Source organism: Aestuariibaculum sp. YM273 (genome assembly GCF_030908365.1).
Taxonomy (GTDB): Bacteria; Bacteroidota; Bacteroidia; order Flavobacteriales; family Flavobacteriaceae; genus Aestuariibaculum; species Aestuariibaculum marinum.
In genome coordinates this window covers 1,473,360-1,499,324 of sequence record NZ_CP133090.1, presented here as the reverse complement: position 1 = coordinate 1,499,324, position 25,965 = coordinate 1,473,360, and the positions used below count along the sequence as shown (strand labels likewise).

Annotated in this window: 19 protein-coding genes; 12 read left to right on the top strand and 7 right to left on the bottom strand. The window is 35.0% G+C overall.

The features are described 5' to 3' along the window. Nucleotides 1-57 precede the first annotated feature (57 nt). Both RBH94_RS06415 and RBH94_RS06410 read left to right on the top strand, forming a co-directional pair. Nucleotides 58-2,469 (top strand): TonB-dependent receptor plug domain-containing protein, encoded by a 2,412-nt coding sequence (locus RBH94_RS06415; protein WP_307882884.1) that lies wholly within the window; start codon nt 58-60, stop codon nt 2,467-2,469. 10 nt (nt 2,470-2,479) lie between these two features. Then, the gene (locus RBH94_RS06410; RefSeq protein WP_307882883.1) at nt 2,480-3,841 is read left to right on the top strand and encodes a hypothetical protein; all 1,362 of its coding nucleotides are present in this window, start codon (nt 2,480-2,482) and stop codon (nt 3,839-3,841) included. A 74-nt stretch (nt 3,842-3,915) separates the two neighbouring features. Here RBH94_RS06410 and pyk read toward each other — a convergent pair whose 3' ends face one another. The 5 genes from pyk to RBH94_RS06385 all read right to left on the bottom strand — a co-directional run bounded on the left by pyk (nt 3,916) and on the right by RBH94_RS06385 (nt 8,199). Then, the gene (pyk, locus tag RBH94_RS06405; protein ID WP_307882882.1) at nt 3,916-5,349 is read right to left on the bottom strand and encodes a pyruvate kinase; all 1,434 of its coding nucleotides are present in this window, start codon (nt 5,347-5,349) and stop codon (nt 3,916-3,918) included. Between the two features lie 3 nt (nt 5,350-5,352). Further along, entirely contained in the window at nt 5,353-5,835 is a 483-nt protein-coding gene (locus RBH94_RS06400) for an IPExxxVDY family protein (protein ID WP_188222537.1), read from the bottom strand. A gap of 119 nt (nt 5,836-5,954) precedes the next feature. Continuing rightward, on the bottom strand, nt 5,955-6,695 hold the full coding sequence (gene rnc / locus RBH94_RS06395; RefSeq protein WP_188222538.1) for a ribonuclease III: 741 nt from the start codon (nt 6,693-6,695) through the stop codon (nt 5,955-5,957). Between the two features lie 7 nt (nt 6,696-6,702). Beyond that, entirely contained in the window at nt 6,703-7,953 is a 1,251-nt protein-coding gene (gene fabF / locus RBH94_RS06390; protein ID WP_188222539.1) for a beta-ketoacyl-ACP synthase II, read from the bottom strand. A 12-nt stretch (nt 7,954-7,965) separates the two neighbouring features. Continuing rightward, entirely contained in the window at nt 7,966-8,199 is a 234-nt protein-coding gene (locus tag RBH94_RS06385) for an acyl carrier protein (protein ID WP_008269813.1), read from the bottom strand. A gap of 277 nt (nt 8,200-8,476) precedes the next feature. Between RBH94_RS06385 and RBH94_RS06380 the strand changes: the two genes are divergently transcribed. The 4 genes from RBH94_RS06380 to RBH94_RS06365 all read left to right on the top strand — a co-directional run bounded on the left by RBH94_RS06380 (nt 8,477) and on the right by RBH94_RS06365 (nt 12,757). Then, nucleotides 8,477-9,040, top strand: a complete 564-nt coding sequence (locus RBH94_RS06380; protein WP_307882881.1) for a phosphoribosylglycinamide formyltransferase — start codon at nt 8,477-8,479, stop codon at nt 9,038-9,040. Between the two features lie 112 nt (nt 9,041-9,152). Beyond that, complete coding sequence (locus tag RBH94_RS06375; protein WP_307882880.1) at nt 9,153-9,794, top strand: ribonuclease H family protein; 642 nt, start codon at nt 9,153-9,155, stop codon at nt 9,792-9,794. A 55-nt stretch (nt 9,795-9,849) separates the two neighbouring features. Next, nucleotides 9,850-10,776, top strand: a complete 927-nt coding sequence (locus RBH94_RS06370; RefSeq protein WP_307882879.1) for a PfkB family carbohydrate kinase — start codon at nt 9,850-9,852, stop codon at nt 10,774-10,776. Nucleotides 10,777-10,858: 82 nt separating this feature from the next. Next, nucleotides 10,859-12,757 (top strand): amidophosphoribosyltransferase, encoded by a 1,899-nt coding sequence (locus RBH94_RS06365; RefSeq protein WP_307882878.1) that lies wholly within the window; start codon nt 10,859-10,861, stop codon nt 12,755-12,757. 710 nt (nt 12,758-13,467) lie between these two features. On the opposite strand, the gene RBH94_RS06360 is transcribed toward RBH94_RS06365, so the two are convergent. Beyond that, nucleotides 13,468-14,076, bottom strand: a complete 609-nt coding sequence (locus RBH94_RS06360; protein ID WP_307882877.1) for a superoxide dismutase — start codon at nt 14,074-14,076, stop codon at nt 13,468-13,470. A 128-nt stretch (nt 14,077-14,204) separates the two neighbouring features. Between RBH94_RS06360 and RBH94_RS06355 the strand changes: the two genes are divergently transcribed. The 6 genes from RBH94_RS06355 (at nt 14,205) to RBH94_RS06330 (ending at nt 24,699) form a co-directional block, all read left to right on the top strand. Continuing rightward, entirely contained in the window at nt 14,205-17,336 is a 3,132-nt protein-coding gene (locus tag RBH94_RS06355; protein WP_307882876.1) for an exodeoxyribonuclease V subunit beta, read from the top strand. A gap of 135 nt (nt 17,337-17,471) precedes the next feature. Beyond that, on the top strand, nt 17,472-18,776 hold the full coding sequence (locus RBH94_RS06350) for an OmpA family protein (RefSeq protein WP_307882875.1): 1,305 nt from the start codon (nt 17,472-17,474) through the stop codon (nt 18,774-18,776). 126 nt (nt 18,777-18,902) lie between these two features. Then, nucleotides 18,903-20,297, top strand: coding sequence for an OmpA family protein (locus RBH94_RS06345; RefSeq protein WP_307882874.1), 1,395 nt, complete (start codon nt 18,903-18,905; stop codon nt 20,295-20,297). Between the two features lie 78 nt (nt 20,298-20,375). Next, a complete protein-coding gene (locus RBH94_RS06340) occupies nt 20,376-23,144 on the top strand; it encodes a PD-(D/E)XK nuclease family protein (RefSeq protein ID WP_307882873.1) in 2,769 nt (922 codons plus the stop codon). Then, nucleotides 23,145-23,987: a S9 family peptidase gene (locus RBH94_RS06335; protein ID WP_307882872.1), complete on the top strand. Its 843-nt coding sequence runs from the start codon at nt 23,145-23,147 to the stop codon at nt 23,985-23,987. It begins immediately after the preceding gene. 1 nt (nt 23,988) lies between these two features. Next, nucleotides 23,989-24,699 (top strand): NUDIX domain-containing protein, encoded by a 711-nt coding sequence (locus RBH94_RS06330; RefSeq protein ID WP_307882871.1) that lies wholly within the window; start codon nt 23,989-23,991, stop codon nt 24,697-24,699. Between the two features lie 69 nt (nt 24,700-24,768). Here RBH94_RS06330 and RBH94_RS06325 read toward each other — a convergent pair whose 3' ends face one another. Beyond that, nucleotides 24,769-25,956, bottom strand: a complete 1,188-nt coding sequence (locus RBH94_RS06325; RefSeq protein ID WP_307882870.1) for an aldose epimerase family protein — start codon at nt 25,954-25,956, stop codon at nt 24,769-24,771. Between the last annotated feature and the right edge of the window lie 9 nt (nt 25,957-25,965).

The following is a 25,965-nucleotide window of genomic DNA, read 5'->3' as shown; positions in this document are numbered from 1 at the left end:
TATTTTTATTTGTACTAATTCTAAATAAGATATAGTTTTGTCAAAAAAATTAATGTTTTGAGAACAACTTTACCTCTTCTTATTGGTTTACTCATAAGCTTTTCTGCTATAGGACAAAATGGAAACCTTTCTGGTTATGTTCTATTCGATAATAATACCCCTGCCCTAGGTGCTTCTATTGTTCTATCAAATGAAACCATGAAAAAAGATATCTCAACAGGTATAAGTGGTGAATTCATTTTTAAAAACCTCGATTATGGTGATTATACTTTAGAAATACACTCCTTAAATGCAAAATCTAAGACTGTTCACACTAAAGTCGATGCCAATACAAACACCATAAATGTCGTTTTGGAGCTTACAGATCATCAGGATCTGCAAGAGGTTTTGGTACAAACCAAAACTGAAAAACGAAAAATTGAAGATGAAGGTTTTGCCGTTAATGTAATAGAAACGAAAGAAGCCAGTATTAGAAATATTCAAACCAACGAACTTTTAAACACAACGGTTGGTGTAAAAATTAGACAAAACGGTGGTTTAGGATCAAATGTACAGTATAGCCTAAATGGATTATCGGGTAGTGCCGTACGTATTTTTATTGATGGTATTCCCATTTCTACATATGGTTCTTCCTTTAGTTTAAACAGTATTCCACCTTCCATGATAAAACGTATTGAAGTTTATAAAGGGGTGGTTCCTGGTCATCTAGCCGATGATGCCTTAGGAGGTGCCATTAATATTGTACTTCATAATTCTACAAAAACCAACTTTAACGCTTCGGTATCTTATGGTTCTTTCAATACCCTACAAACCAGCGTTAATGGTTTATACCGTTTTGATAAATCTGGTTTTACGGTTAAGGCTTCCGGGTTTCATAATTACTCAGATAACGATTATAAAGTTTGGGGTGGACAAGTTAAAGTTACTGGACTTGGTGGTGTACAAACGCCAATAACAGCGAGACGATTTAACGATGCTTACCGCTCTACAGGTGGTATGGCTCAAGTTGGTTTTACCAATGTGACATGGGCTGACCAGTTTTTTATTGGAATGACAGCTTCAGACAATTATAAGGAGATTCAACACGGGGCTTTTATGACCATCATGCCATATAAAAACAGGTATATGGAATCTGATGCCATGCTATCGAATTTAACTTATAAAAAAGAGAATCTTTTCACTGAAGGTTTAGATGTTAGCATAAACGGTTTATACGGTAAACGCAATCGTGTTGTAAGTGACACCTTAGCCTGGGCTTATGCTTGGAATGGAGAAAGAGCAATAGATTATGAAGGCAATGAATATCAATACTCTTGGGGATCTCAACAGGAAAAAGAAGAATATGGCCCTATTTTAAATCATATCAACAGAAATGTTGCCTCTATTAGAACTGGTGCATCATACGCTATAAACAAACATCATAAAGTCTTATTAAACCATGTATATAGTAGTATTGATAGAAAAGACCGCGATGACTATGCCTCTGATTTAGAAAATACCTTCACAGGAACAAGAGAGTTACGTAAAAATATATTTTCTGCCACTTATGAGCTAAATGCTTTTGAAAACAAATTAAAAGCGAGTGTATTTGGAAAATATTACCAACAAAAAACCATAAATATAGACCCCTATGTTGACCAGAACACAGGCGAAATTCAAGACGACATAACTCGTGCTAATACAACAAATGAAGGTTATGGTTTTGCCTTTTCATACGCCATTCACCCAAATATTACCATACTAACATCGGCTGAAAAAGCCATTCGTTTACCTAACGAAACAGAAGTATTTGGTAATGACGGCGACAACGTTGTGGCAAATCCGAGCATCAATCCCGAACAAAGTAAAAACTATAATTTCGGATTCCGATTGGGTACCTTTAGTCTGAAAAAACATGATTTCACTTTTGCTACCAATTTATTTACCCGAAATATTAAAGATAGAATTGGTTTACCTATTGAAAGGACACCTGATGAAGTTCTTATTTTATATGAGAATCAAGGACACGGAACTTCTAAGGGTATCGACGCACAGTTCAACTATACCTACAACAAGAACTTTGCTTTTAATTTTAACCTATCACGTTTCGATTTAAAAGTTGTTAACCGAGGTGTGGAAATAGATGTACCTAACACCCCATTTTTTACAATGAACAGCAACTTTAGGTATTCATTAAACAATGTGTTTCAAAAACATAGTGCTTTAAACCTCTTTTACACCCTTTACTTTACAGACGAGTTTTCATACATCCCTCCACAAGGTAACAATACTACGGGAAACGAATTCTTTAATGTACCACAACAATTAGCTCAAGACTTCGGATTGAGTTATGCTTTTCCAAACCAAAAATTTGTGGTGAGCTTCGATGTCAAAAATATTTTCAACGAAGCACTTTACGATAACCTCAGAGTACAGAAACCTGGGAGAGCCTTTTATTTAAAACTAAATTATTTTATCAATAAATCTTAAATATAATCAAATGACAAATCGATTTCTTAACCTTAATACTTTAAGTCTAGCACTAAGCGCATTATTACTTACTGTAAGTTGTAGTGATGATTCTAACGATATAATTGACGAAGAAAAAGAAGAAACCAGCCGATGGATTACTGTTGCTGCTGCAAAAATGGGAGACAACCCTGGTGATGGTAACGGTGGAACCTTAATTTATTCTATTAGTAGTGATGATGCTAAAGACCCAACAAAATCAATAGCACCATTCGATAATGGTTTTATCGTTCCTTCCAACAGAACAGCGCGTTTACAAGCTTCAGAAGATGGTAATACTATTTTTAATATTAGCTATGCTGGAGATACAGGTGGCAACTACTCTAAATACCTTGTTAACGGCGGACAAAATTTTGTTCAAACAGGATCTGAAGTTAGTATTGCACCTTATGTAGGGTCTGCTCCAAGATGGATTAAATTATTCGATGGCGATAAAACAGGTGCCGCTGTATATGTTTCAACTGAACATCAATTTGATGATAACGGAACTCCTGAAGATACTGCAGACGACACTTACACACGAACCGAAGCCACTATGGGTATTGTAACCTTAGACTTAGAAAACTCATTGATTAAAAACTTCGAAGAATCTAGTATTCCTTTAACTGCTGAAGAAGAGGCACAAGGATATTACATTTCAAGAATTGATATGCCGGTATTAAATGCTGCAGGAGACAAATTATATATTGGTGCTCGTTTAAGCAAAGTAGACCCTGCCACAGCAGAAAGAGATAATGACTATGAAATTTTAGGTTCAAAAACTATTGTTCTGGATTACCCATCATTATTAAACCCAACAATTATTAGTTCTACCGTAGGGCACGGAAACACCAATGGTTACCGCAGTATTAATACATTCCTTTATAACGGTAGTGTTTATCAGGCCAATCAAGGCGACCCTAACGGTTCACATATTTTAAAAATTGATGCCAACAATCAATACGATGATTCTTATACTTTTAGCTTAGACGATGCTTTAGGTATCGAGGATGCTTATATTTTAGCCTGGAGACCTGCAGCTAACGGAAAAGCCGTATTAGCATACCGTCATGCCGGATCTCAAGATGGAATTTCAGGACGACCAGAATCGTTTTTTGCTTTAGTAGATTTAGAAGCACAAACAGCTACTAAAATAAATGAAATTCCTTATACCGTTGATTTAGATTTATTTCAATACCAAGGGTACGCTGTTGAAGGAAATGAAATCTACTTAACAGCTGCTCCTGTGGGACAAAATGGAAATATCTACGTTATTGATACCGAAACAGGTGAAGTAACTAAAGGTGCTGAGTTAGTCAATGTAGCAGGAAGCCATTTTATTGGTGCCTGGTAACAACACCTTTCTATTTAACTAAAAAAGGGAGAAATTTAAATTTCTCCCTTTTTTTTATCTAAATATATTATAAACTATTTAGTAATCTCTCGTACACGAAGGGTATTTACCATACCTTTTTCTGCAATTGGCATTGAAGCTAAACTCACTACAAAATCCCCTTTCTTAACAAAACCTTCGGCTTTAGCCATTCTATTAATATCACCTACAGTTTCATCAGTAGACACAAACTTATCGTAATGGAAAGCTTTAACACCCCATAATAAACTTAACTGCGTTAAAATTCGCTTATTAGGTGTAAACACTAAAATATGACATGATGGTCTCCATGCTGAAATCTGAAATGCCGTATACCCACTGTTTGTTAAAGTTGAAATTGCTTGTGCATCAATCTCATTGGCCATTAATGCGGCATGATAACAAATTGATTTTGTTATATAACGTTTTGTACGCACATGTGGTGGCAATTGAGGCACTTGAATTAATGGTGAATCTTCTACATTTTTAAGAATGTTGGCCATTTGTTTGATAACCTGTACCGGATACTGACCAACAGAAGTTTCTCCAGAAAGCATTACAGCATCAGCGCCATCCATTACAGAGTTTGCAACGTCATTCACTTCGGCACGTGTAGGCGTTAAACTGCTAATCATGGTCTCCATCATCTGGGTTGCTATGATAACTGGTATTCTTGCCTTCTTAGCACGTAATACTAATTGCTTTTGTATTATTGGCACTTCTTCAGCAGGAACTTCAACTCCTAGATCTCCACGAGCCACCATTAAACCATCACAATTGGCTACAATAGCATCGATATTTTTAACCGCCTCAGGCTTTTCAATTTTTGCTACAATCGGAATTTTATGCTCTGTATGTTTAGCAATTAAATCGCGTAACTGTTGTAAGTCTTCAGCGTGACGCACGAATGAAAGTGCAATCCAATCGACATCCTGACTAATCGCGAAAATAGCATCTTCAATATCCTTTTCTGTTAACGCTGGCTGCGAGATATTTGTGTTTGGTAAATTAACACCTTTCTTAGATTTTAACGGTCCACCTTGAATGACTTTTGCTTTAACTTCAGAATCGCCGTCTGTAGATACGACTTCAAAGATTAATTTACCGTCATCTAAAAGAATGCGCTCACCTGGTTTTGCATCTTGTGGAAATCTTTCATAAGTCATGTAAACACGCTCTTTAGTTCCCTCAAAACGTTCTCCGGTAGCGAAAACAATTTCATCTCCAGGGTTTACAACAACTTCTTCTTTCATAACCCCAACACGAAGTTTAGGACCTTGTAAATCGGCTAATATCGCTGCAGAAAAACCAAATTCATCATTCAGTTCACGTATCATTTTTATGCGCTCGGCAACATCTTTATAATCGGCATGAGAAAAGTTTATTCTAAACACGTTAGCTCCTTCTTCAAGCATCTCCTTTAGAACTTCTTTTGTACTTGTAGCAGGACCTAAGGTTGCTACTATTTTGGTTTTCTTATTTAATGGCATTAGCTAAAAAATTAAATTTTCTTTTGATTTCAATTTATTAATATCTACACTAAAGGCTGTTGCTACTTTAGGAATACTTAATATACTTTGCAGTATATATTTCTCCTTATTTGTACTAAACTCGTTATCTATTTTTAAAAAATAATTAACGGCCTTGTGTTCTGGTATTAAATGTGATACCCTTGTTATTTTTTCCTGTAAATCGAACAATGATTTACCTGTATTTTGTTGAAAAACTTCAGTCTTACACGCATTAGAAACCAAGTTCCATGTGGTTAACTGTTTTTCGTCCTTCCACTCGAAAATAGAATAGGCTGACTGGTCTACATTAACATCGATATCGGCATTTTTTCGAGACAGACTTATTCCTAAGTGTTTGTTTAACAGATAGGCTAATCGGTAATCGTCAATAGAACAATGAATCGCAATTAAAGTGTGTGAAACTTCATTAAAAACATCATCCAGAATAAGTTTGTGAACAGCCATAACTTATATTAAACGTTGTAAATATAATATTTATAAACATTCAATTGTTATAAGTTTATATTAATATTTACTAGAACTTTAACTAAAACGTTGTAGTTAATAGCTTTGTTTGATAAGTTTTACAGCATTTTTGATATTTTATTCTGGAATACAAAAAACGCACGCTTTGATGCTTTTTCTTCGGCTTTCTTTTTAGATGTTGCTCTGGCTTTAGCCACCACTTTGTCGTCTATAGAAAGCTTAACCGAGAAGTGTTTTACTTCATCAATTCCAGTGTCGTCATAAACATTATAATTAAATGTTTTTTTCTCCTTTTGGCACCATTCAATAAGTAAACTTTTATAACTTATTACCTTTCCTTCCAGACGCTCGATATCGACATGAGGTGTAATAATTCGATTGTAAATGAATTTTTCACAGTGTTTATACCCACGGTCTAAGAAGATTGCACCTACTAAAGCTTCGAATAAATTTCCGTGAATATTATCTCCAAACTGACCCGGGGGAATTTTACTCTCTACCAAATCGATTAACTTAAGCTCTTTACCCAATTCGTTAAGATGCTCTCTACTTACAACTTTAGATCGCATTTTTGTAAGATAACCTTCGTCGCCACTAGGAACCTCTAAATATAGGTGAGAAGCAATAACAGCACTTAACATGGCATCACCTAAAAATTCCAATCGCTCGTAATTAACAGCATTTCCTTTACTGTCTTTAATATTCATGGAGCGGTGTGTAAATGCCTTTTTGAAGTATTTTAAATTCTTAGGTTTAAACCCGAGAATCTTATGTAATTGCATAAAAAAATTCCCGTTACGTTTAAAACGGGAATTTAATATGTTACGAATGTTTTTCATTCGGGATTTAGTCTAATTTCTTGAATAATACACAAGCGTTATGTCCGCCAAATCCAAATGTATTACTCATAGCCACTTTAATGTCTCGCTTTTGAGCCTTATTCAAAGTTAAATTTAATTCAGGATCGATATTTTCATCTACTGTTGTATGGTTAATGGTTGGCGGAATAATACCGTTTTCCATTGCCATAATAGACGAAATCGCTTCAATAGCACCGGCTGCACCTAATAAATGCCCGGTCATTGATTTTGTTGAATTAATATTTATGTGTTTTGCGTGATCGCCAAACACCTCTGAAATTGCTTTAAGTTCTGCAACGTCTCCTAATGGTGTAGATGTTCCATGTGTATTAATATGGTCTACGTCTTCAGGGTTTAGACCTGCATTCTCTAAACAATTTTTCATTACGGCTACTACGCCTTTTCCATCCGGATGTGGTGCCGTCATGTGGTAAGCATCAGAAGATAGACCTCCACCTATAAATTCTGCGTAAATTTTCGCACCTCTTGCTTTTGCGTGCTCATATTCTTCTAGAACAAGTGCGCCTGCACCTTCTCCCAATACGAAACCATCTCTTGTACCGTCAAACGGACGAGAAGCTGTTTCAGGGCTTTCGTTTCTAGTTGATAAGGCATGCATAGCATTGAAACCTCCCATTCCTGCAATTGTTACTGCTGCTTCACTTCCTCCTGTAACCACTACATCACAATGTCCTAAACGAATCGTGTTTAAAGCATCGAACATAGCATTAGCTGAAGAAGCACAGGCTGAAACCGTTGTATAGTTAGGCCCCATAAATCCATGTTTAATGGAAATATTTCCTGGTGCAATATCTGCAATCATTTTAGGAATAAAGAACGGATTGAATCTTGGCGTACCGTCACCTTTCGCAAAATTTAAAACCTCGTCTTGGAAGGTCTCTAAACCTCCAATACCAGCACCCCATATAACCCCAACACGTAGCTTGTTTACTTCGTCTAAGTTTAAATTCGCATCTGCAATAGCTTCGTCTGAAGCTACCATAGCATACTGCGTAAACTTATCCATTCTACCAGCTAACTTACGGTCTATAAAGTCTGTCGCTTTAAAGTTTTTCAACTCACAAGCAAACTTGGTTTTAAATTTTTCGGTATCAAAATATGTTATAGGCGCAGCACCACTTTTACCACTGATTAAGGCATCCCAATACTCTTGTTTGGTATTACCTATCGGTGTTAAAGCGCCCAATCCTGTGACTACAACTCGCTTTAATTCCATAAAGTATTTGGCTTATTTTGCTTCTTCGATGTATGATATAGCTTGACCTACAGTTGCAATGTTTTCTGCTTGGTCATCTGGAATCTGGATATCGAATTCTTTTTCGAACTCCATGATTAATTCTACAGTATCTAAAGAGTCTGCTCCTAAATCGTTAGTGAAGCTTGCTTCAGTTACAACTTCGTTTTCATCAACTCCTAATTTGTCTACGATAATCGCTTTTACTCTTGATGCAATGTCTGACATAATCTTTTAATTTTAAGTTTTAATTAGTTGGCAAAAATAAAAAACTTTATTTTATAACACACCTTTAGTGTTAAAAAAGTGTTTCTAATTTACTAAATTCCTTTTAAGAATTTAAATTTAACCTATTAATTGTTAATAATTATTCTTTTTTTTGCCCAAATAATCACAACTCTATAAGACTGTGATTAAATTGTGCTTAAAAATTTAATTTTGAAATACTTTAATATTTTTGGAAAGCACATTACATTCCATACAAATTTAAAACGTCAGCCATTCAATGAAACGTATCGTCATTTTTGCTTCCGGAAGCGGTTCTAACGCAGAGAATCTTGTAGAATATTTTAATAACAACGATGTTGCTTCGGTTGTTCAAATACTTACCAACAACCCACAAGCCAAAGTTTTAGATCGTGCTAAACGATTAAAAGTTAGCGCACTTTCATTCAACAAGATTGCCCTAACCGAAACAAACGATGTTTTAAACCTGTTAAATGCAACCAAACCAGATTTAATTGTTTTAGCGGGGTTTTTATGGAAATTTCCTGAAGCCATTATTAATGAATATCCGAACAAAGTGATTAATGTCCATCCGGCTCTATTACCTAAATTTGGCGGTAAAGGCATGTATGGCATGAACGTACATAAAGCCGTGGTTGATAATAAGGAAACTGAAACTGGAATTACGATTCACTACGTAAACGAAAACTACGACGAAGGCGCCATTATTTTTCAAGCCAAATGCGATGTAACTCCTACTGATACAGCCGAAGATGTTGCTGCAAAAATTCATGAACTGGAAATGGAGCATTTCCCTAAAGTGGTTGAAGATTTATTAAAATAAAAATGTCATATCGAGCATTTGAAATTAAACGGAACAAACACTGTTTGTGGAAAATATCGAGATATCACAAAATAATGTACAATATATAATTGTTATACTTTAGCAACAACCCATGTCTAAAAAAAAGAAGAAATACTATACCGTTTGGAAAGGCCACAAAACCGGTGTTTTTGAAACATGGAACGATTGCAAAGCTCAAATAACCAATTACGAAGGTGCTCAGTACAAATCGTTTGAAACTTTTGATGCCGCTAAAAACGCTTTAAACGGAAATTACAAAGATTTTATTGGCAAAAACAAATCCTTCTCAAGCTCGTTATCTCCTGAACAATTAAAAAAAATCGGGCAACCTAATTACAACTCAATTTCGGTAGATGCCGCCTCAAGCGGAAATCCTGGCGTCATGGAATATCGAGGTGTCGACACAAAAACCAAACAACAACTTTTTATTCAAGGTCCTTTTCAAGAAGGCACTAATAACATAGGTGAATTTTTAGCTATTGTTCATGGCTTGGCCCTTCTTAAAAAGAAAAACAGCAACCGTATTATTTATACCGATTCACGGACTGCCATAAGCTGGGTAAAGAAGAAAACCTGCAACACCAAATTAGAGCGCAACGAAAAAAACAAAGCTCTTTTTGAATTAGTAGACCGTGCCGTTAACTGGTTAAAGACCAACAACTATACCACAACCATAGTAAAATGGGAAACAAAAGCCTGGGGTGAAATCCCGGCAGATTTTGGACGAAAATAAATTCGTTTTTTAGCACTTAAAAGACGTATATTTGCACCAAAATTAAAAAACCTTTATGGGTAAATTAGTAATTGTTGGCACAGTAGCCTTTGATGCTATTGAAACGCCGTTCGGAAAAACCGACAAAATACTTGGTGGTGCAGCCACTTTTATTGGATTATCTGCTTCACATTTTAACGTAGACGCTGCAGCCGTATCGGTTGTTGGTGGCGATTTTCCTCAAGAATATTTAGACCTATTATCTAATAAAAATATTGATATTTCAGGTGTTGAAATCGTAAAAGAAGGAAAAACCTTTTTCTGGAGTGGTCGTTACCACAACGACATGAATAGCCGTGATACGTTAGTAACAGAACTTAACACATTAGCAGATTTCAATCCAGTAGTTCCTCAAGATTACAGAAATGCAGAAATCGTGATGTTAGGAAATCTTCATCCTATCGTCCAACTAAGTGTTTTAGAACAAATGGAAGAAAAGCCTAAACTGGTTATTCTCGACACGATGAATTTCTGGATGGACTGTGCTTTAGACGATTTACATAAAGTGATTAAGAAAATTGATGTGATTACCATCAATGATGAAGAAGCTAGACAATTAACCGGAGAGTACTCACTGTTAGTTGCTGCCAGAAAAATTCACGAAATGGGACCTAAATACGTAGTGATTAAAAAAGGGGAACACGGTGCTTTGTTGTTTAACAACGATAATGTATTCTATGCTCCGGCTTTACCACTGGAAGAGGTTTTCGATCCAACAGGAGCTGGCGATACGTTTGCGGGAGGTTTTGCAGGATATATTGCAAAAACTGGAGACACCTCATTCGAGAATATGAAGAATGCTGTAATTTACGGTTCTACATTAGCCTCCTTCTGTGTTGAAAAATTCGGAACAGAACGCATGCAGAATTTAAGCGAAGGAGAAGTCCATAAGCGCTTGTTACAGTTTAAGCAACTAACACAATTTGAAATAGAATTAGCATAAAACCGCGCGCTCGAAAAAGAGCGCGTTTTTAAATTATAAACGTTATTATTTACGCAAAAGCGACAAACACAATAGATCTAAAATGAGTGATGCTTTAAAACACGAATGTGGAATAGCCATGGTTAGGTTATTAAAACCACTTGAGTACTACAAAGAAAAATACGGAAGTGCATTTTACGGGGTAAACAAAATGTACCTGATGATGGAAAAACAGCACAACCGTGGTCAAGACGGTGCTGGTTTTGCTAGTATTAAGCTAGAAATGAAACCTGGCGAACGTTATATTAGTCGAGTTCGTTCTGTTGCACAACAACCTATTCAGGACATCTTTGCTCAAATTAACGATCGCATCAACACCGAACTTACGGCACATCCAGAATACGCAAACGATGTTGAAGCTCAGAAAAAAAACATTCCTTACATAGGTGAAGTTTTATTAGGTCACGTGCGTTATGGAACATTTGGTAAAAACAGTGTAGAAAGTGTTCACCCATTTTTAAGACAAAACAACTGGATGCACAGAAACTTAATTATGGCCGGTAACTTTAACATGACTAATGTTAAAGAGTTATTCGGAAATTTAATTGAGTTAGGACAGCACCCTAAAGAATATACCGACACCATTACTATTATGGAAAAAATCGGTCATTTCTTAGACGATGCCGTTGCTAAAGTATACAAAGACCTTAAAAAAGAAGGCTACAACAAAAGAGATGCATCTCCTAAAATTGCAGAGCGTTTAAAAGTTGGTAAAATTTTAAAACGTGCTGCTAAAAACTGGGATGGCGGTTATGCTATGGCTGGATTAATAGGTCATGGTGACGCCTTTGTTTTACGTGATCCGGCAGGAATTCGCCCAGCATATTACTACCAAGACGACGAGGTGGTAGTTATCGCTTCAGAGCGCCCGGTTATTCAAACTGCTTTTAACGTAAAATTTGATGATGTTCATGAATTAGATCCAGGAAAAGCCATCATCATTAAAAAATCGGGAGAAGTTCGTTTCAAACAAATTTTAGAACCGTTAGAAAGAAAATCATGTTCTTTTGAGCGTATTTATTTCTCAAGAGGTGGTGATGCCGAAATTTACCAAGAACGCAAAAAACTAGGAAACTTGGTCATGCCTAAAGTTCTTGAGTCTATTAATTACGATGTAAAAAATACGGTATTTTCATTCATCCCTAATACCGCTGAAACCTCATTCTACGGTATGGTAGATTCAGCGGATTTATATTTAAATGAAAGAAAAACATCCGCTATATTAGAAGGACAGCACTCTTTATCTTCAGATAAAATTAAAGAAATCCTTTCTGAGCATATTCGAGTTGAAAAAATCGCCATTAAAGACGCTAAATTAAGAACCTTTATTACTGAAGATAGTAGCCGTGACGATTTAGTAGCGCACGTTTACGACATTACGTATGGTGTTATTAAACCTGAAGATAATTTAGTAATTATTGACGATAGTATTGTACGTGGTACTACACTCAAGAAAAGTATCTTAAGAATGTTAGATCGCTTAGGTCCTAAACGCATCGTAGTCGTTTCGTCTGCGCCACAAATTAGATACCCTGATTGTTACGGTATTGATATGGCTAACCTAGAAAGTTTAATAGCTTTTAGAGCGGCGTTAGAATTATTAAAGGATAATGGTCAGTATCATATTGTTGAAGAAGTTTACAACAAGTGTATCGAACAAACAGAATTAGCGGATAAATACGTTCAAAATTTTGTTAAAGAAATTTACGATCCGTTTACAGACGAACAAATTTCTGATAAAATAGCCGAACTATTAAGTCCTGAAGGCATTAATGCCGATGTAAAAATTATCTTCCAACCGGTAGAAAATTTACATAAAGCATGTCCAAAAAATTTAGGAGACTGGTATTTTACAGGAAATTATCCAACTGTTGGAGGTAACCGTGTAGTGAATAGAGCGTTTATTAATTTTTACGAAGGCAACAAAGAACGTGCTTATTAATTAAGCACTTCTTAAAAGATGATAGCCAAAAATATATAAATCTCATTTCATCGCAGATAAAATACATTTTAACTAAAAAAAATGCACTTTATCTAATAAATATTATAATTACCTGAATACCACCTACATTCGTAAGACCATAACATAAGTAGGTTAAGTTCATGGTAGATTTGGGGCAAAAAAAGGTGAACGTCTGTTCGCCTTTTTTTATGCGTTTTAGTTTCCTAAACAAAAATTAACATAGAAGAGTAAAAATCTTACCTAATTCCCTTTAAACCAATTTTTTGTACTTTAAACTAAATTTTTTTACCACAATATTTTACTGATATATATTTGAATCACCATAACATAAGTAGGTTAAGTTCATGGTAGATTTGGGGCAAAAAAAGGTGAACATCTGTTCGCCTTTTTTTATACGTTTTAGTTCCTTAAAAATCAGAACCTTTACAAAAACTTAAATTTAACGGAATTCGGTTAAGCCAAATTATTGGTAGTTCACCCAAAATATTTTATCACAAATTTTTACCACGATATATTTGCCCTTACCATAACATAAGTAGGTTAAGTTTATGGTAGATTTGGGGCAAAAAGGTGGACATTCCGTCCACCTTTTTCATTTTTATTCATATCTCTTCTAACGTTAAGACATAAAAAAAATCGCCTGAATAACTCTTCAGACGACTTTTATATTTTAACCAGCTTAATGCTAATTATTTAGCCTCAGCGTAACGTTTTTCAGCTTCGTTCCAGTTTACTACTTTAAAGAAAGCTTCAATGTAATCAGGACGACGGTTTTGGTAATTTAAGTAATATGCGTGTTCCCAAACATCAAGTCCTAAAATTGGAGTACCTCCACAACCAATGCCTGGCATTAAAGGGTTATCTTGGTTTGCTGTAGAACAGATTTCTAATTTTCCTCCTTTATGAACACATAACCATGCCCATCCAGATCCAAAACGTGTTGCAGCAGCTTTACTAAACGCTTCAATAAAAGCTTCTTTAGAACCAAATTCTGCCTCGATAGCATCTTTTAATTCTCCAGATAAATACCCTCTGTCTTCAGGATTCATTACTGTCCAGAATAAAGAGTGGTTATAAAACCCACCTCCGTTATTTCTAACAGCTGTATTATTTGAATCTAAATTAGTAAGGATATCTTCAATAGATTTTCCTTCTAAGTCTGTTCCTGCAATTGCAGCGTTTAAATTGTTTGTATATCCTTGATGGTGCTTAGTATGATGAATCTCCATTGTGCGAGCATCCATATGAGGCTCTAAAGCATCGTAAGCATAACCTAATTCAGGTAATTCGAAAGCCATAATTTTTTTGTTTTAACTATTAATAAATATTTTGTTTTTCAAATTTACGGATAAATGACCTCAATTAAAAATAATAAATCGTTATGAAATGATTGATTGTTTCTATCTTGTGTTCAAATTACAATTTCATGTTGCAAACTCCGCCGTTTACAATTTACAATGCCTCTGCAGGAAGTGGAAAAACCTTTACACTGGTTAAGGAATATTTAAAAATCTTATTCAAATCGGACACTTCGGATCAATTCAAACGCATTTTAGCCATCACCTTTACCAATAAGGCGGTTGCTGAAATGAAAGAGCGTATTATTGAAGTTTTAAAACAATTTTCTGAACCTGAAATTTTAGAAAAGCCGAATACGATGTTTAATCTCATTTCTGAAGATTTAAATATAGCACCTGAAGCACTTCATGAAAAATCGATTAAACTACTAAACACCATCATTCATAACTATGCCGCATTCGACATTTCGACTATTGATGGGTTTACACATAAACTGATAAGAACCTTTGCCTACGACTTAAAACTACCTATTAATTTTGAGGTCGAACTGGATCAGGATACACTACTAAATCAGGCTGTAGATAGTTTAATTGCCAAAGCCGGAAGCGATAAAACTCTAACCAATATTTTGGTTGAATTTGCACTAGAAAAAGCAGATGACGATAAAAACTTCGACATTGCTTTCGATTTCAATAAAATCGCCAAATTACTCGTTAACGAGAACGACATCCCTTATATAGAAACCTTAAAAGATAAAACGTTAGCCGATTTCAATACTTTAAAATCTCAGCTTAAAAAAGATATTAAAAGCACCGAAGAAGTTATTATTGAAGGCGCTCAAAATATACTAGAGTTAATTGAAGGTGCTGGCTTAGAGTTTGGAGATTTTTCAGGGAGTTATTTACCCAAACACTTCAAAAAAATTAGTGACGGTAATTTTGATGTTGCCTTTACCTCGAAATGGCAGGAAGATATAGAAACGAGAACCCTTTACCCTAAAAAGGTAAGTAGCGATATCGCTTCAACCATAGAATCAATTCAACCACAAATAGCCTCTGCTTTTAATTTAACGAAGCAAGCTATTTTTCATGTGAAATTTTTAAAAGCATTTTATAAAAACATTACACCTTTATCGGTTTTAAATGCCATTAACAAAGAGTTAAAATCACTGAAATTAGATCAGAATAAAATGCTTATTTCAGAGTTTAACACCATAATTAGTCAGGAAATAAGCAATCAGCCAACACCGTTTGTTTACGAACGCTTAGGTGAAAAATTCAATCATTATTTTATCGATGAATTTCAAGACACTTCGGTTATGCAATGGCAGAATTTAATTCCGCTATTAGATAGCTCGCTTTCGGCAGACAAAGGAACCACAATGTTGGTTGGAGACGCGAAACAAGCCATTTACAGATGGCGCGGCGGAAAAGCCGAACAGTTTATAGATTTATTTCTTGATAAAAACCCGTTTCATGTTGAAAAAGCATTAAAAAACCTACCGGCCAACTTCAGAAGTTTTAGAGAAGTGGTAGACTTCAACAATAAATTTTTTGAATTTTTAGCACATCAAGTGTTTAGTAACAACACCTATAAAAACCTTTACGAAAAAGGACACCAAGATATTAGTAAAAATGAAAATGGTTATGTTGAATTATCTTTTTTAGACCTTGATAAAGAAGACGATCGAGACGAACGTTTTTGCGAACAGGTTTTAAACACCATTAACCGATGTTTAGACAACAATTTTAAACTCGAAGATATTTGTGTTCTGGTTAGAAAGAAAAAAGAAGGTGTGGCTGTGGCTAACTATCTAAGTCAGTCTAATATTCCTATAATATCTTCGGAAACTTTACTAATACATAATGCACCGGAAGTCGTCTTTTTAAACAACGCTTTAAAACTACTCATTCAACCCAAAAATAACGAAGTAAAAATTGCCGTTTTAAACTATTTGGTTGATTTGTTTCATATTGAAAATAAACACGACTTCTTTAGCCAACATTTAAAATTCGAATTACCAGAACTCTTTAAAAGCTTTGAAGACTATAATGTTTACGTGAACAGTAATTATTTGCTTCAATTGCCTTTATATGATTTAGTTGAAACATTGGTGAGAAGTTTTAATCTGGTTGAAAACTCTAATGCTTATATCCAGTTTTATTTAGATATTGTTCTGGATTTTTCTCATAAAAAAGGATCGGATATCGGTGGCTTTCTGGACTACTTCGATACTAAAAAAGAGACATTGAGCATTGTATCTCCCAAAGGGCAGGATGCTGTTCAAATTATGACCATTCATAAATCTAAAGGATTAGAATTTCCGGTAGTTATCTTCCCCTATGCCGATTTAGATATTTACAGAGAAATTGAGCCTAAGGAATGGTTTCCTATTAATAATGAGGTGTATCAAGGCTTCTCTCATACGTTGTTAAATTTCAACAAAGACTTTGAATATTTTGGAGATATAGGCTTAGACATTTATAATAATCATCGTTCAGAACAGGAATTAGACAATATAAACCTCTTATACGTTGCTTTAACGCGTCCGGTAGAGCAACTTTACATCCTTTCTACTAAAGACCTTAATGCAAAAGGCCTAACCAACAGTAATAAATATTCTGGTCTGTTTATAAACTATCTTCAGCATATTGCACTTTGGAATAACAACCAAACCACTTATAGTTTCGGGTCACCTGAAAAAACAGTACATGAAGACAGCGCAACAAAAGAAACCATAACGGTTAACGACTTTATATCTACTGCAAAAGAAGACCATAATATTAATGTGGTTACAAAATCAGGGATGCTTTGGGACACTAATCAGGAAGAAGCCATTGAAAAAGGAAACCTTGTACACAATATCATGTCTAAAATTATTTCTAAAAATGATATTAATTCTGCACTGTCAGAATTCTTATCTGTAGGAACAATCAATCAAACTCAAGCTAGCCAGCTAAAAGGCACTATTTTTGAAATTGTTAATCACCCAAGCCTTGAACCTTATTTTCAAGACAATCTAACTGTATATAACGAACGAGATATTATATCGAAAGAAGGTATTATATTACGCCCTGACCGAATCATTTTACTACCTGATAATCAATCCGTAATTATTGATTACAAAACTGGTATGGAAGACAAAAAACACGCCCAACAATTACAAACTTATCAGGATGTATTAAACGAAATGGACATTTCAGTCATGAAAAAAATCCTAATTTACACTAACAAAGAAATCACAATAAAAGAAGTTTAATTCCTACATAACGAACAAAAAATACATTTTACAAGATTTTTATGCACTTTATCGAAAAAAAACGATTCATGTTTCAGAAACTTTATAAAGCATTATTTTTGTTTGCTTAAAAAATTGTTCAAACAAATCTGACACATGAAAAAAATTATTTTATTTTTCGCTTTAGTTGTTGTAGGATTAAGCAACCTACAAGCACAAGATGCTAATAACCCTTGGTTAATTGGTATTGGTGTAAATGCAGTGGATACTTATCCAACAAATGTTGGTGATTCTAACTTCCCAGGACAAAGCTGGTGGACTGACGAATACTTTAATGCTACAGACCACTGGAATATCGCACCTTACCCATCTTCTTTAACAGTTTCTCGTTACTTAGGTGGTAACTTCTCTTTCGGAGTTTTTGGATCTGTAAACAAAATTACTAAAGTTGGTGATGCTTCTACTTACTTAGGAAAACAAATTGATGATTTCTCATACTATGGTTTTGACGGATTCTTCAAATACAGCTTTGCCACTGAAGGTAAATTCGAGCCATTTATTAAAATTGGTGGAGGTTACTCTTGGATTGATAAAATTGGAGCTGGAACTTTAAACGGAGGTTTAGGTTTTAACTGGTGGTTTACAAGAAAGAAAAATGTTGCTTTAAACTTCCAGTCTACTTACAAGCACGCTTTCGAAGATTATTTAATTCCACACTTCCAACACAACGTAGGTATCGCTTACAAATTTGGATCTAAAGATACTGATAAAGATGGTATTAAAGACAATGAAGATGCTTGTCCAGAAGTTCCTGGTTTACCAGAATTTAATGGTTGTCCTGATTCTGACGGTGATGGTGTTCAAGATAGCGAAGACGAGTGTCCTGAAGTTGCTGGTTTAAAAGAATTCAATGGTTGTCCTGATTCTGATGGTGACGGTGTTGCTGATAAAGATGATAGATGTCCTAACGAAGCTGGTTCTAAAGAATTAAACGGTTGTCCTGATTCTGATGGTGATGGTGTTGCTGATATCGATGACAAGTGTCCAAACGAAGCTGGTCCTGCATCTAACAACGGATGTCCAGTTGAAGTTGATAACACTCAAGAATTAATCGATGCGCTTGCTAAAACTATTTTCTTTGAATTTGACAGTGCTAAATTAACTACTGAAAATCAAATTACTTTAAACAAGATTGCAGATTTAATTGAGAAAACAGATATGGATTATCACTTAACTATTGAAGGTTATGCTGATAGCGTAGGTCCTAAAGCTTACAACCAAAAATTATCTGAACAAAGAGCTCAAGCTGTTTCAGATTATTTAACAAGAACTGGAGTAACTCCTGCTCAAGTTTCTACTGTAGGTTTCGGGGAAACTAACCCAGTTGCCGATAACAAAACTAAAGAAGGTAGAGCTGAAAACAGAAGAAGTGAAGTTAAATTCAAACTTGTTTCTAAATAAAAAATCTTACATATTTTTTTTAAAAGCCTCATATTGTGAGGCTTTTTTTATTATATTTATTTTGTTAATAAATTTTAACAACTTAAATTTGTTTACGATTAACACTTAAAAATTAAACTTTTGAATATGAAAAATCTTAGCAGATTATTGTTCGCTATGTTGTTAGTGCTAGGCTACAGCAACATGAATGCGCAAGACAAAAACAATCCTTGGCAGATTACTATTGGTGCAAATGGCGTAGACGCATACCCTTCTGGAGATGGCGTTGTAGGCAGTGCTCAATTTGGTGAAACCATTTTTGATGAATTTTTTAATGTAGATGATCACTGGAATATCTTACCTTCATTATCTACAATTTCGGTATCGAAACATATAGGAGGAGGATTCTCTTTTGGTGTTGCCGGATCTTTAAACAAAATTGAAAAATGGGGTGATGTCCCTGGATCTGACCCAGAGGTAGTAAATGATGTTGACGATTTATCATACTACGGTGTAGATGGTACAATTAAATACAATTTCTTAGAAGGAACAACTATCGATCCATTCCTTGGTGTTGGTGGTGGTTATACTTGGATAGATGAAATCGGAGCTGGAACTTTAAATGGAACTGTTGGTTTCAACATTTGGTTTAGTGAAAATATCGGTTTAACTTTCCAATCTTCTTACAAACACGCTTTCGAAGACTATTTACAAACACACTTCCAACATACTGCTGGTATCTCTATCAAGTTTGGTGGAGCTGATAGCGATGGTGATGGTGTTTACGATAAAGACGATGCTTGTCCTGAAGTTGCAGGTACAGAAGAGTTTAACGGATGTCCTGATACTGACGGTGACGGTATAGAAGACAGTAAAGACGATTGTCCTAACGAAGCTGGTTCAGTTGAAATGAATGGTTGTCCTGATACAGATGGTGACGGTATCGCTGATAAAGACGATAAATGTCCTACAGTAGCTGGTTTAGCATCATTAAACGGATGTCCTGATGCTGACGGTGACGGTGTTACAGATGCTGAAGATAACTGTCCTAACGAAGCAGGTCCTGCATCTAACAACGGTTGTCCTTACGCTGATGCTGACGGTGACGGTGTATTAGATAAAGATGATTTATGTCCAGACAAAGTAGGAACTGTTGCTAATAACGGTTGTCCAGAAGTAACTGAGGCTGTACAAAAAGCACTTAACGATTACGCTAAAACTATCTTATTCGATACTGGTAAATCAACAATTAAATCTCAATCAGCTCAAGTATTAAACGATATTGTTGCTATCTTGAAAGAATACCCTAATGCTAAATTTACAGTTGAAGGACATACTGATAGTGTTGGTAGCGAATCTTTTAACCAAAAATTATCAGATGCACGTGCACTTTCTGTTAAAGATTACTTAGTACAAAATGGTGTAGATGAATTCAGACTTTCTGCTGAAGGATTTGGTGAGTCTAAACCAATTGACACTAACTCTACAAGAGAAGGTAAAGCAAACAACAGACGTGTTGAAATTAACTTAGTAAAAGAGTAAAAAACTAGAAACTAGTTTTTAATAAATAAGTTTTATAAAAACGCTTCGGATGTCCGGAGCGTTTTTTATTTTTATCCAATGACGACGTTTATTTTCGATGTTCTAAAAGATTTACAGAACACCAACAAAAATCTTTCAGATATAACCTTTATTTTACCTAGTAAGAGAGCCGGGCTCTTCTTAAAACACCAACTTCATAAGGTGTGCAATCAAACTATTTTTGCTCCTGAAATCATCAGCATCGAAGAGTTTGTCGAAGAATTATCCGGGTTAAAAACCGTATCTAATACCGAATTACTTTTCGAGTTCTATGATACCTATCTGGCATTAACTCCCAAAGAAGAAACCGATTCTTTTGAAGTGTTTACTAAATGGGCACAAATTCTATTACAAGACTTTAATGAGATAGACAGATATTGTATTCCTCAAAAAAAGATTTTCGATTATTTGAGTGATATTAAAGAGATCGAACATCATCATTGGTCACTAGAAGAAAACCAAACCGAGTTTATTAAAAACTATTTAGCGTTCTGGAATAAACTTCATAGCTACTATAATCACTTTTCTGACGCATTAAAACACAAAAACATAGGATACCAAGGTTTACTTTATCGTGAAGCTGCCAATAGTATTTCAAATTACATTGAAACCAATCCTAATAAACAACACTTGTTCTTAGGATTTAACGCCTTAAATACCTGTGAGGAAACCATTATTCAAGCCTTACTTAAAGAGAGGTTAGCAGATATTTATTGGGACATCGATGCGTCGTTTTTCAATAACACCTATCATGATGCGTCTTTATTTACGCGACAACACAAGAAAAACTGGCCTCATTTTAAAGCACATAATTTTAAATGGATAACTAATAATTACACCGAGAAGAAAAATATAGCCACTTTTGGTATTCCAAAAAATATCGGACAAGCCAAATACATAGGTTCGCTTTTAAAAGATTTACAACAAGACAATCCGAATCTTGAAAACACTGCGGTTGTTTTAGGCGATGAAGATTTATTAATTCCGGTATTAAATTCCATTCCCGATGGAATTAATGCCTTGAATATAACCATGGGATTTCCCTTAAAATCCATTCCACTAGCCTGGTTATTTGAATCGCTATTTTACATTCATAAAACTCCAGCTAAAAGCTTTTATTACAAAGATGTGATTAACATTATTTCACATCAGTTCATCAGACCATTGTTTTTCGTTGATGATATAGACTATGCTTCAAAACTTATTGAAACTATTGATGGCAATAACATTATTTACCTGACTGCCGAACGCCTTAAGGCCATTGCTCCAAAATCAGTTGAGTTGCTAGATTTATTATTTTCTAACTGGCATAAATCTATAAATCTAGCTTTAAAAAATTGTTCTGATTTAATTCTACGCATTAAAAACAATCTTGATCAGGACAAAGATGCTAACTTATTGGCTTTAGAGTACCTCTATCGCTTTAATGAGTTATTCAATGAACTAGGAGACCTAAATTCAAAATACGAACATATAAACGATATTTCAACTCTTTTTGGTATATACAAAGAACTGCTAAGTTCTGAAACTTTAGACTTTCAAGGAGAGCCATTACAAGGACTTCAGGTTATGGGAATGTTAGAATCGCGTGTTTTAGATTTTGAAACCGTTATTATTTCTTCGGTAAACGAAGGCGTTCTACCCTCCGGAAAGAGCAACAATTCGTTTATTCCTTTCGATTTAAAAATTGAAAATAAACTCCCAACCTATAAAGAAAAAGACGCGGTTTATACCTATCACTTTTACCGACTATTACAGCGCGCTAAAAACGTATACATCCTTTACAACACCGAAGCAGATGTACTAACAGGAGGTGAAAAAAGCCGATTTATAACCCAATTAGAACTGGAAGATATTCATAACATCAACCATCAAATTTTGGCTCCAAAAATTCCTGTTTTAAAATCGGAAGAACATATTGTTGAAAAAACGGAACAACTGGTTAATGAAATAAAAGCTGTCGCTGAAAAAGGCTTCTCGCCGTCATCATTAACTTCATACATTCGAAATCCGATGGATTTTTATTATCAAAAAATATTAAAAATCAAAGAACACGACGATGTTGAGGAAACCGTTGCGGCCAACACATTAGGAACCGTGGCACATAACACCCTCGAAGATTTCTACAAACCTCTGGAAGGCACGTTTATCTCTGTTGAAATTATTAAAGGTTTAAAATCTAAAATTGACGAGCGTGTTACGTATCATTTTAAAAATGAATATAAAGAAGGGGATATTACCAAAGGAAAAAACCTAATTATTTACGAAATCGCCAAACGCTACGTATCCAACTTTTTAGATTTCGAAATTAAAGATCTAAAAGCTGGAAATGAAATAAAAATAGTAGCCATTGAAGCCGATAACAAAGTAGAGATAACAGACATTCCCGAATTAGATTTCCCCGTAAAGCTTGTTGGTAAAGTAGATCGCGTGGATGAATACAATGGCATTACCCGAATTGTAGATTATAAAACTGGCCGTGTAGACCAGAATCACGTTGAAATTATAAATTGGGAAGATCTTACAACAGACTATAAAAAATACAGCAAGAGTTTTCAGGTATTAACCTATGCCTACATGATGCAACTTATGAATCAAATAAATCTACCTGTTGAGGCCGGCATAATTTCCTTTAAAAACTTAAGTGCAGGGGTTTTAAAATTTGCTAAAAAAGATAAATCGGGATACGGTGCTAAAAAAGATGTTTTAATTACTAATGAAACCCTTGACAATTTTAAAGTTGAGTTAAAAAATCTTATTTTAGAGATTTGCAACCCTAACATTCCGTTTACAGAAAAGGACGTTTAAATGCTAACCAGAAAGCAAACCGTTATTGATGGTCAACACCAAAAATCCATTTTAATTGATGCAACTTACACATCAACTAAAACCAATCAGCCTATTATTATATTTTGTCATGGCTATAAAGGTTTTAAAGACTGGGGCGCCTGGAACTTAATGGCTGAAGCTTTCGCCCAACAAGGATTTTACTTCTTAAAATTTAACTTTTCGCATAACGGCGGAACAATAGAAGAACCCATCGACTTCCCAGATTTAGAAGCTTTCGGAAATAATAACTACTCGAAAGAGCTAGATGATTTAGAAAGTGTGATGGACTGGATTTGTAATAATTCCAACATACAATCGTTTGCTGATACCAAAAACATTTCGTTAATAGGCCATAGTCGTGGGGGAGGCATTACTTTGATAAAAGCCGCTGAAGACTCAAGAGTTAAAAAACTTGTTAGCCTAGCCAGTGTATCAGATTTTGAAAACCGAATGATGAATCTTTGCGATGCCAATCAATGGAAAGAAAACGGTGTTACATTTGTAGAAAACGGCAGAACCAAACAGCAAATGCCGCATTACTACCAATTTTACGAAGATTTCATGGCTAACCAAGACCGTTTTAATATTGAACGTGCAACAAAACTTATACGTATCCCACATCTTATTATTCATGGCGATGCAGACACTAGTGTATCTATAAAAGAATCTAAACATATCCATAGTTGGAATACAAACAGTAAATTTGTAACCATTGAAAATGCCAACCACGTTTTCGGTGCTAAGCACCCTTGGAAACACAACGAACTACCACCTCAACTAAACACCGTAATTCAAGAGATTTTAAACTTTTTAAATGATTAACATGACCACCACACAAGAAACACACACTTACGAAAACGGAGAGAAAATCTATGTTGCCACCGATTGTATCATATTCGGTTTCGACGATGGTATTTTAAAACTTTTAGTTTTTGAACGACGTGTAAAACCTAAACAAGGTGAGTTATCTCTTATAGGAAGTTTTGTTAGCCCTAATGAAAGTGTTACCGAAGCAGCACAACGTGTTTTAAAGGAAATTACAGGCCTGGAGAACATTTTTATGGAAGAGCTTAAATGTTACTCTGACACCAGCAGAGATGATGGTGCTCGTTGTATTTCTATAGCACAATATGCTTTAATCCGCATTGGAGAATACGACAAAGAACTGGTTGAAAAACATGGTGCACATTGGTTTGAAGTCGATAAACTACCTAAACTCGTTTACGACCACGGTGATATGGTTCAGGATGCTTTAGAACGTTTAAAATTGAAATCAAGATTCTACCCAATAGGCATCGAATTATTACCGAAACAATTTACTATTCCGCAACTTCAAAAGTTATACGAAGTCATACATCAAAAAGAATTAGATCCAAGGAATTTCAGGAAGAAGGTATTATCGCTTAAACTTCTTATTCCGTTAAATAAAAAGGATAAATCTGGATCTAAGAAGGGCGCTTACCTTTATAAATTCGATTATAAAAAGTATAAAAAACTGGAGGAAAAAGGTTTTAATTTCTCCATATTCAAATAATACAATTCAACATAAAAAATCCCGATAAGTTGGTACTTATCGGGATTTTTGATTCGTTAAAACTTTAAATTACTTGGTAATAAATTTAAATATAGTTGTTGTGTTATAGGTTTCGCCTGGGTTCAAAGTAACCGATGGAAACTCTGGTTGGTTTGGAGAATCTGGATAATGCTCTGTCTCTAAACAAAAGCCTGTTCTATGGCCATAGGTTCCTCCGTTTTTAGCAGGTAATGTTCCATCAAGAAAATTACCTGTGTATAACTGAATGCCTGGCTCATCAGTGTAAACTTCTAACACTCTACCGCTAGTTTTGTCGTAAGCTGATGCCGCTAAACGCATACCTTCATCCTGATTGTTTAATACCCAACAGTGGTCGTAACCTAAACCACGCTTTAACTGGGTATCCTCTGCATTAATATCCTGACCTATTGTTTTGGCTGTTCTAAAATCAAACGGTGTTCCTGCAACATCTGTTAACTCTCCTGTTGGAATTAAGGTTTCATCAACTGGAACTAACTGGTCAGCATCAATCATTAATTCATGATCCAAAATAGTCTGAGACTCATCTCCTGTTAAGTTAAAATAGGAGTGTTGCGTTAAGTTTACAATGGTCGGTTTATCGGTTGTTGCCTCATAAGCTACTTCTAGCTCATTATTATTATTAAGTGTGTAAACCACTTTTGTATCTAAATTCCCTGGGTAACCTTCTTCCATATCTTTACTTAAATAAGTTAACACTAAAGAAGCTGTGCTATCGGTTTGCGTTTCAGAAGCTGTCCAAACTACTTTATCGAAACCTTTTTTACCTCCATGTAAGTGATTTGGGCCGTCGTTAGTTGCAAGGGTATATTCTTCTCCGTTTAAAGAAAATTTACCTTTAGCTATGCGATTTCCATAACGCCCAATTAATGCTCCAAAGAAGGTCGGATTTGTTTCGTAAGGCGCTAAGGTTTCGTACCCTAAAACAATATCTTTATAATTGTTGTCTTTATCTGGCGCTGTCCAGTGTGTAATAATGCCGCCAAAAGTGATAATGCTTACTTCCATACCCTTTTCATTCTTAAGAGTATATTGATCTACAGCAATACTATCGGAAGTCATTCCGAATGGTTTCTTTGATATGGTAACGACCGGAGTTGGTTCTATAACAACCACATCTTCTACAGTTTTCTTTTTATCACTTTTACATTGCACGCTTAGTAAAGCTACTCCTAGCAAAGCAAACGTGTAGATGCCTTTTTTAAATGTATTGTTCATTTTTATCTT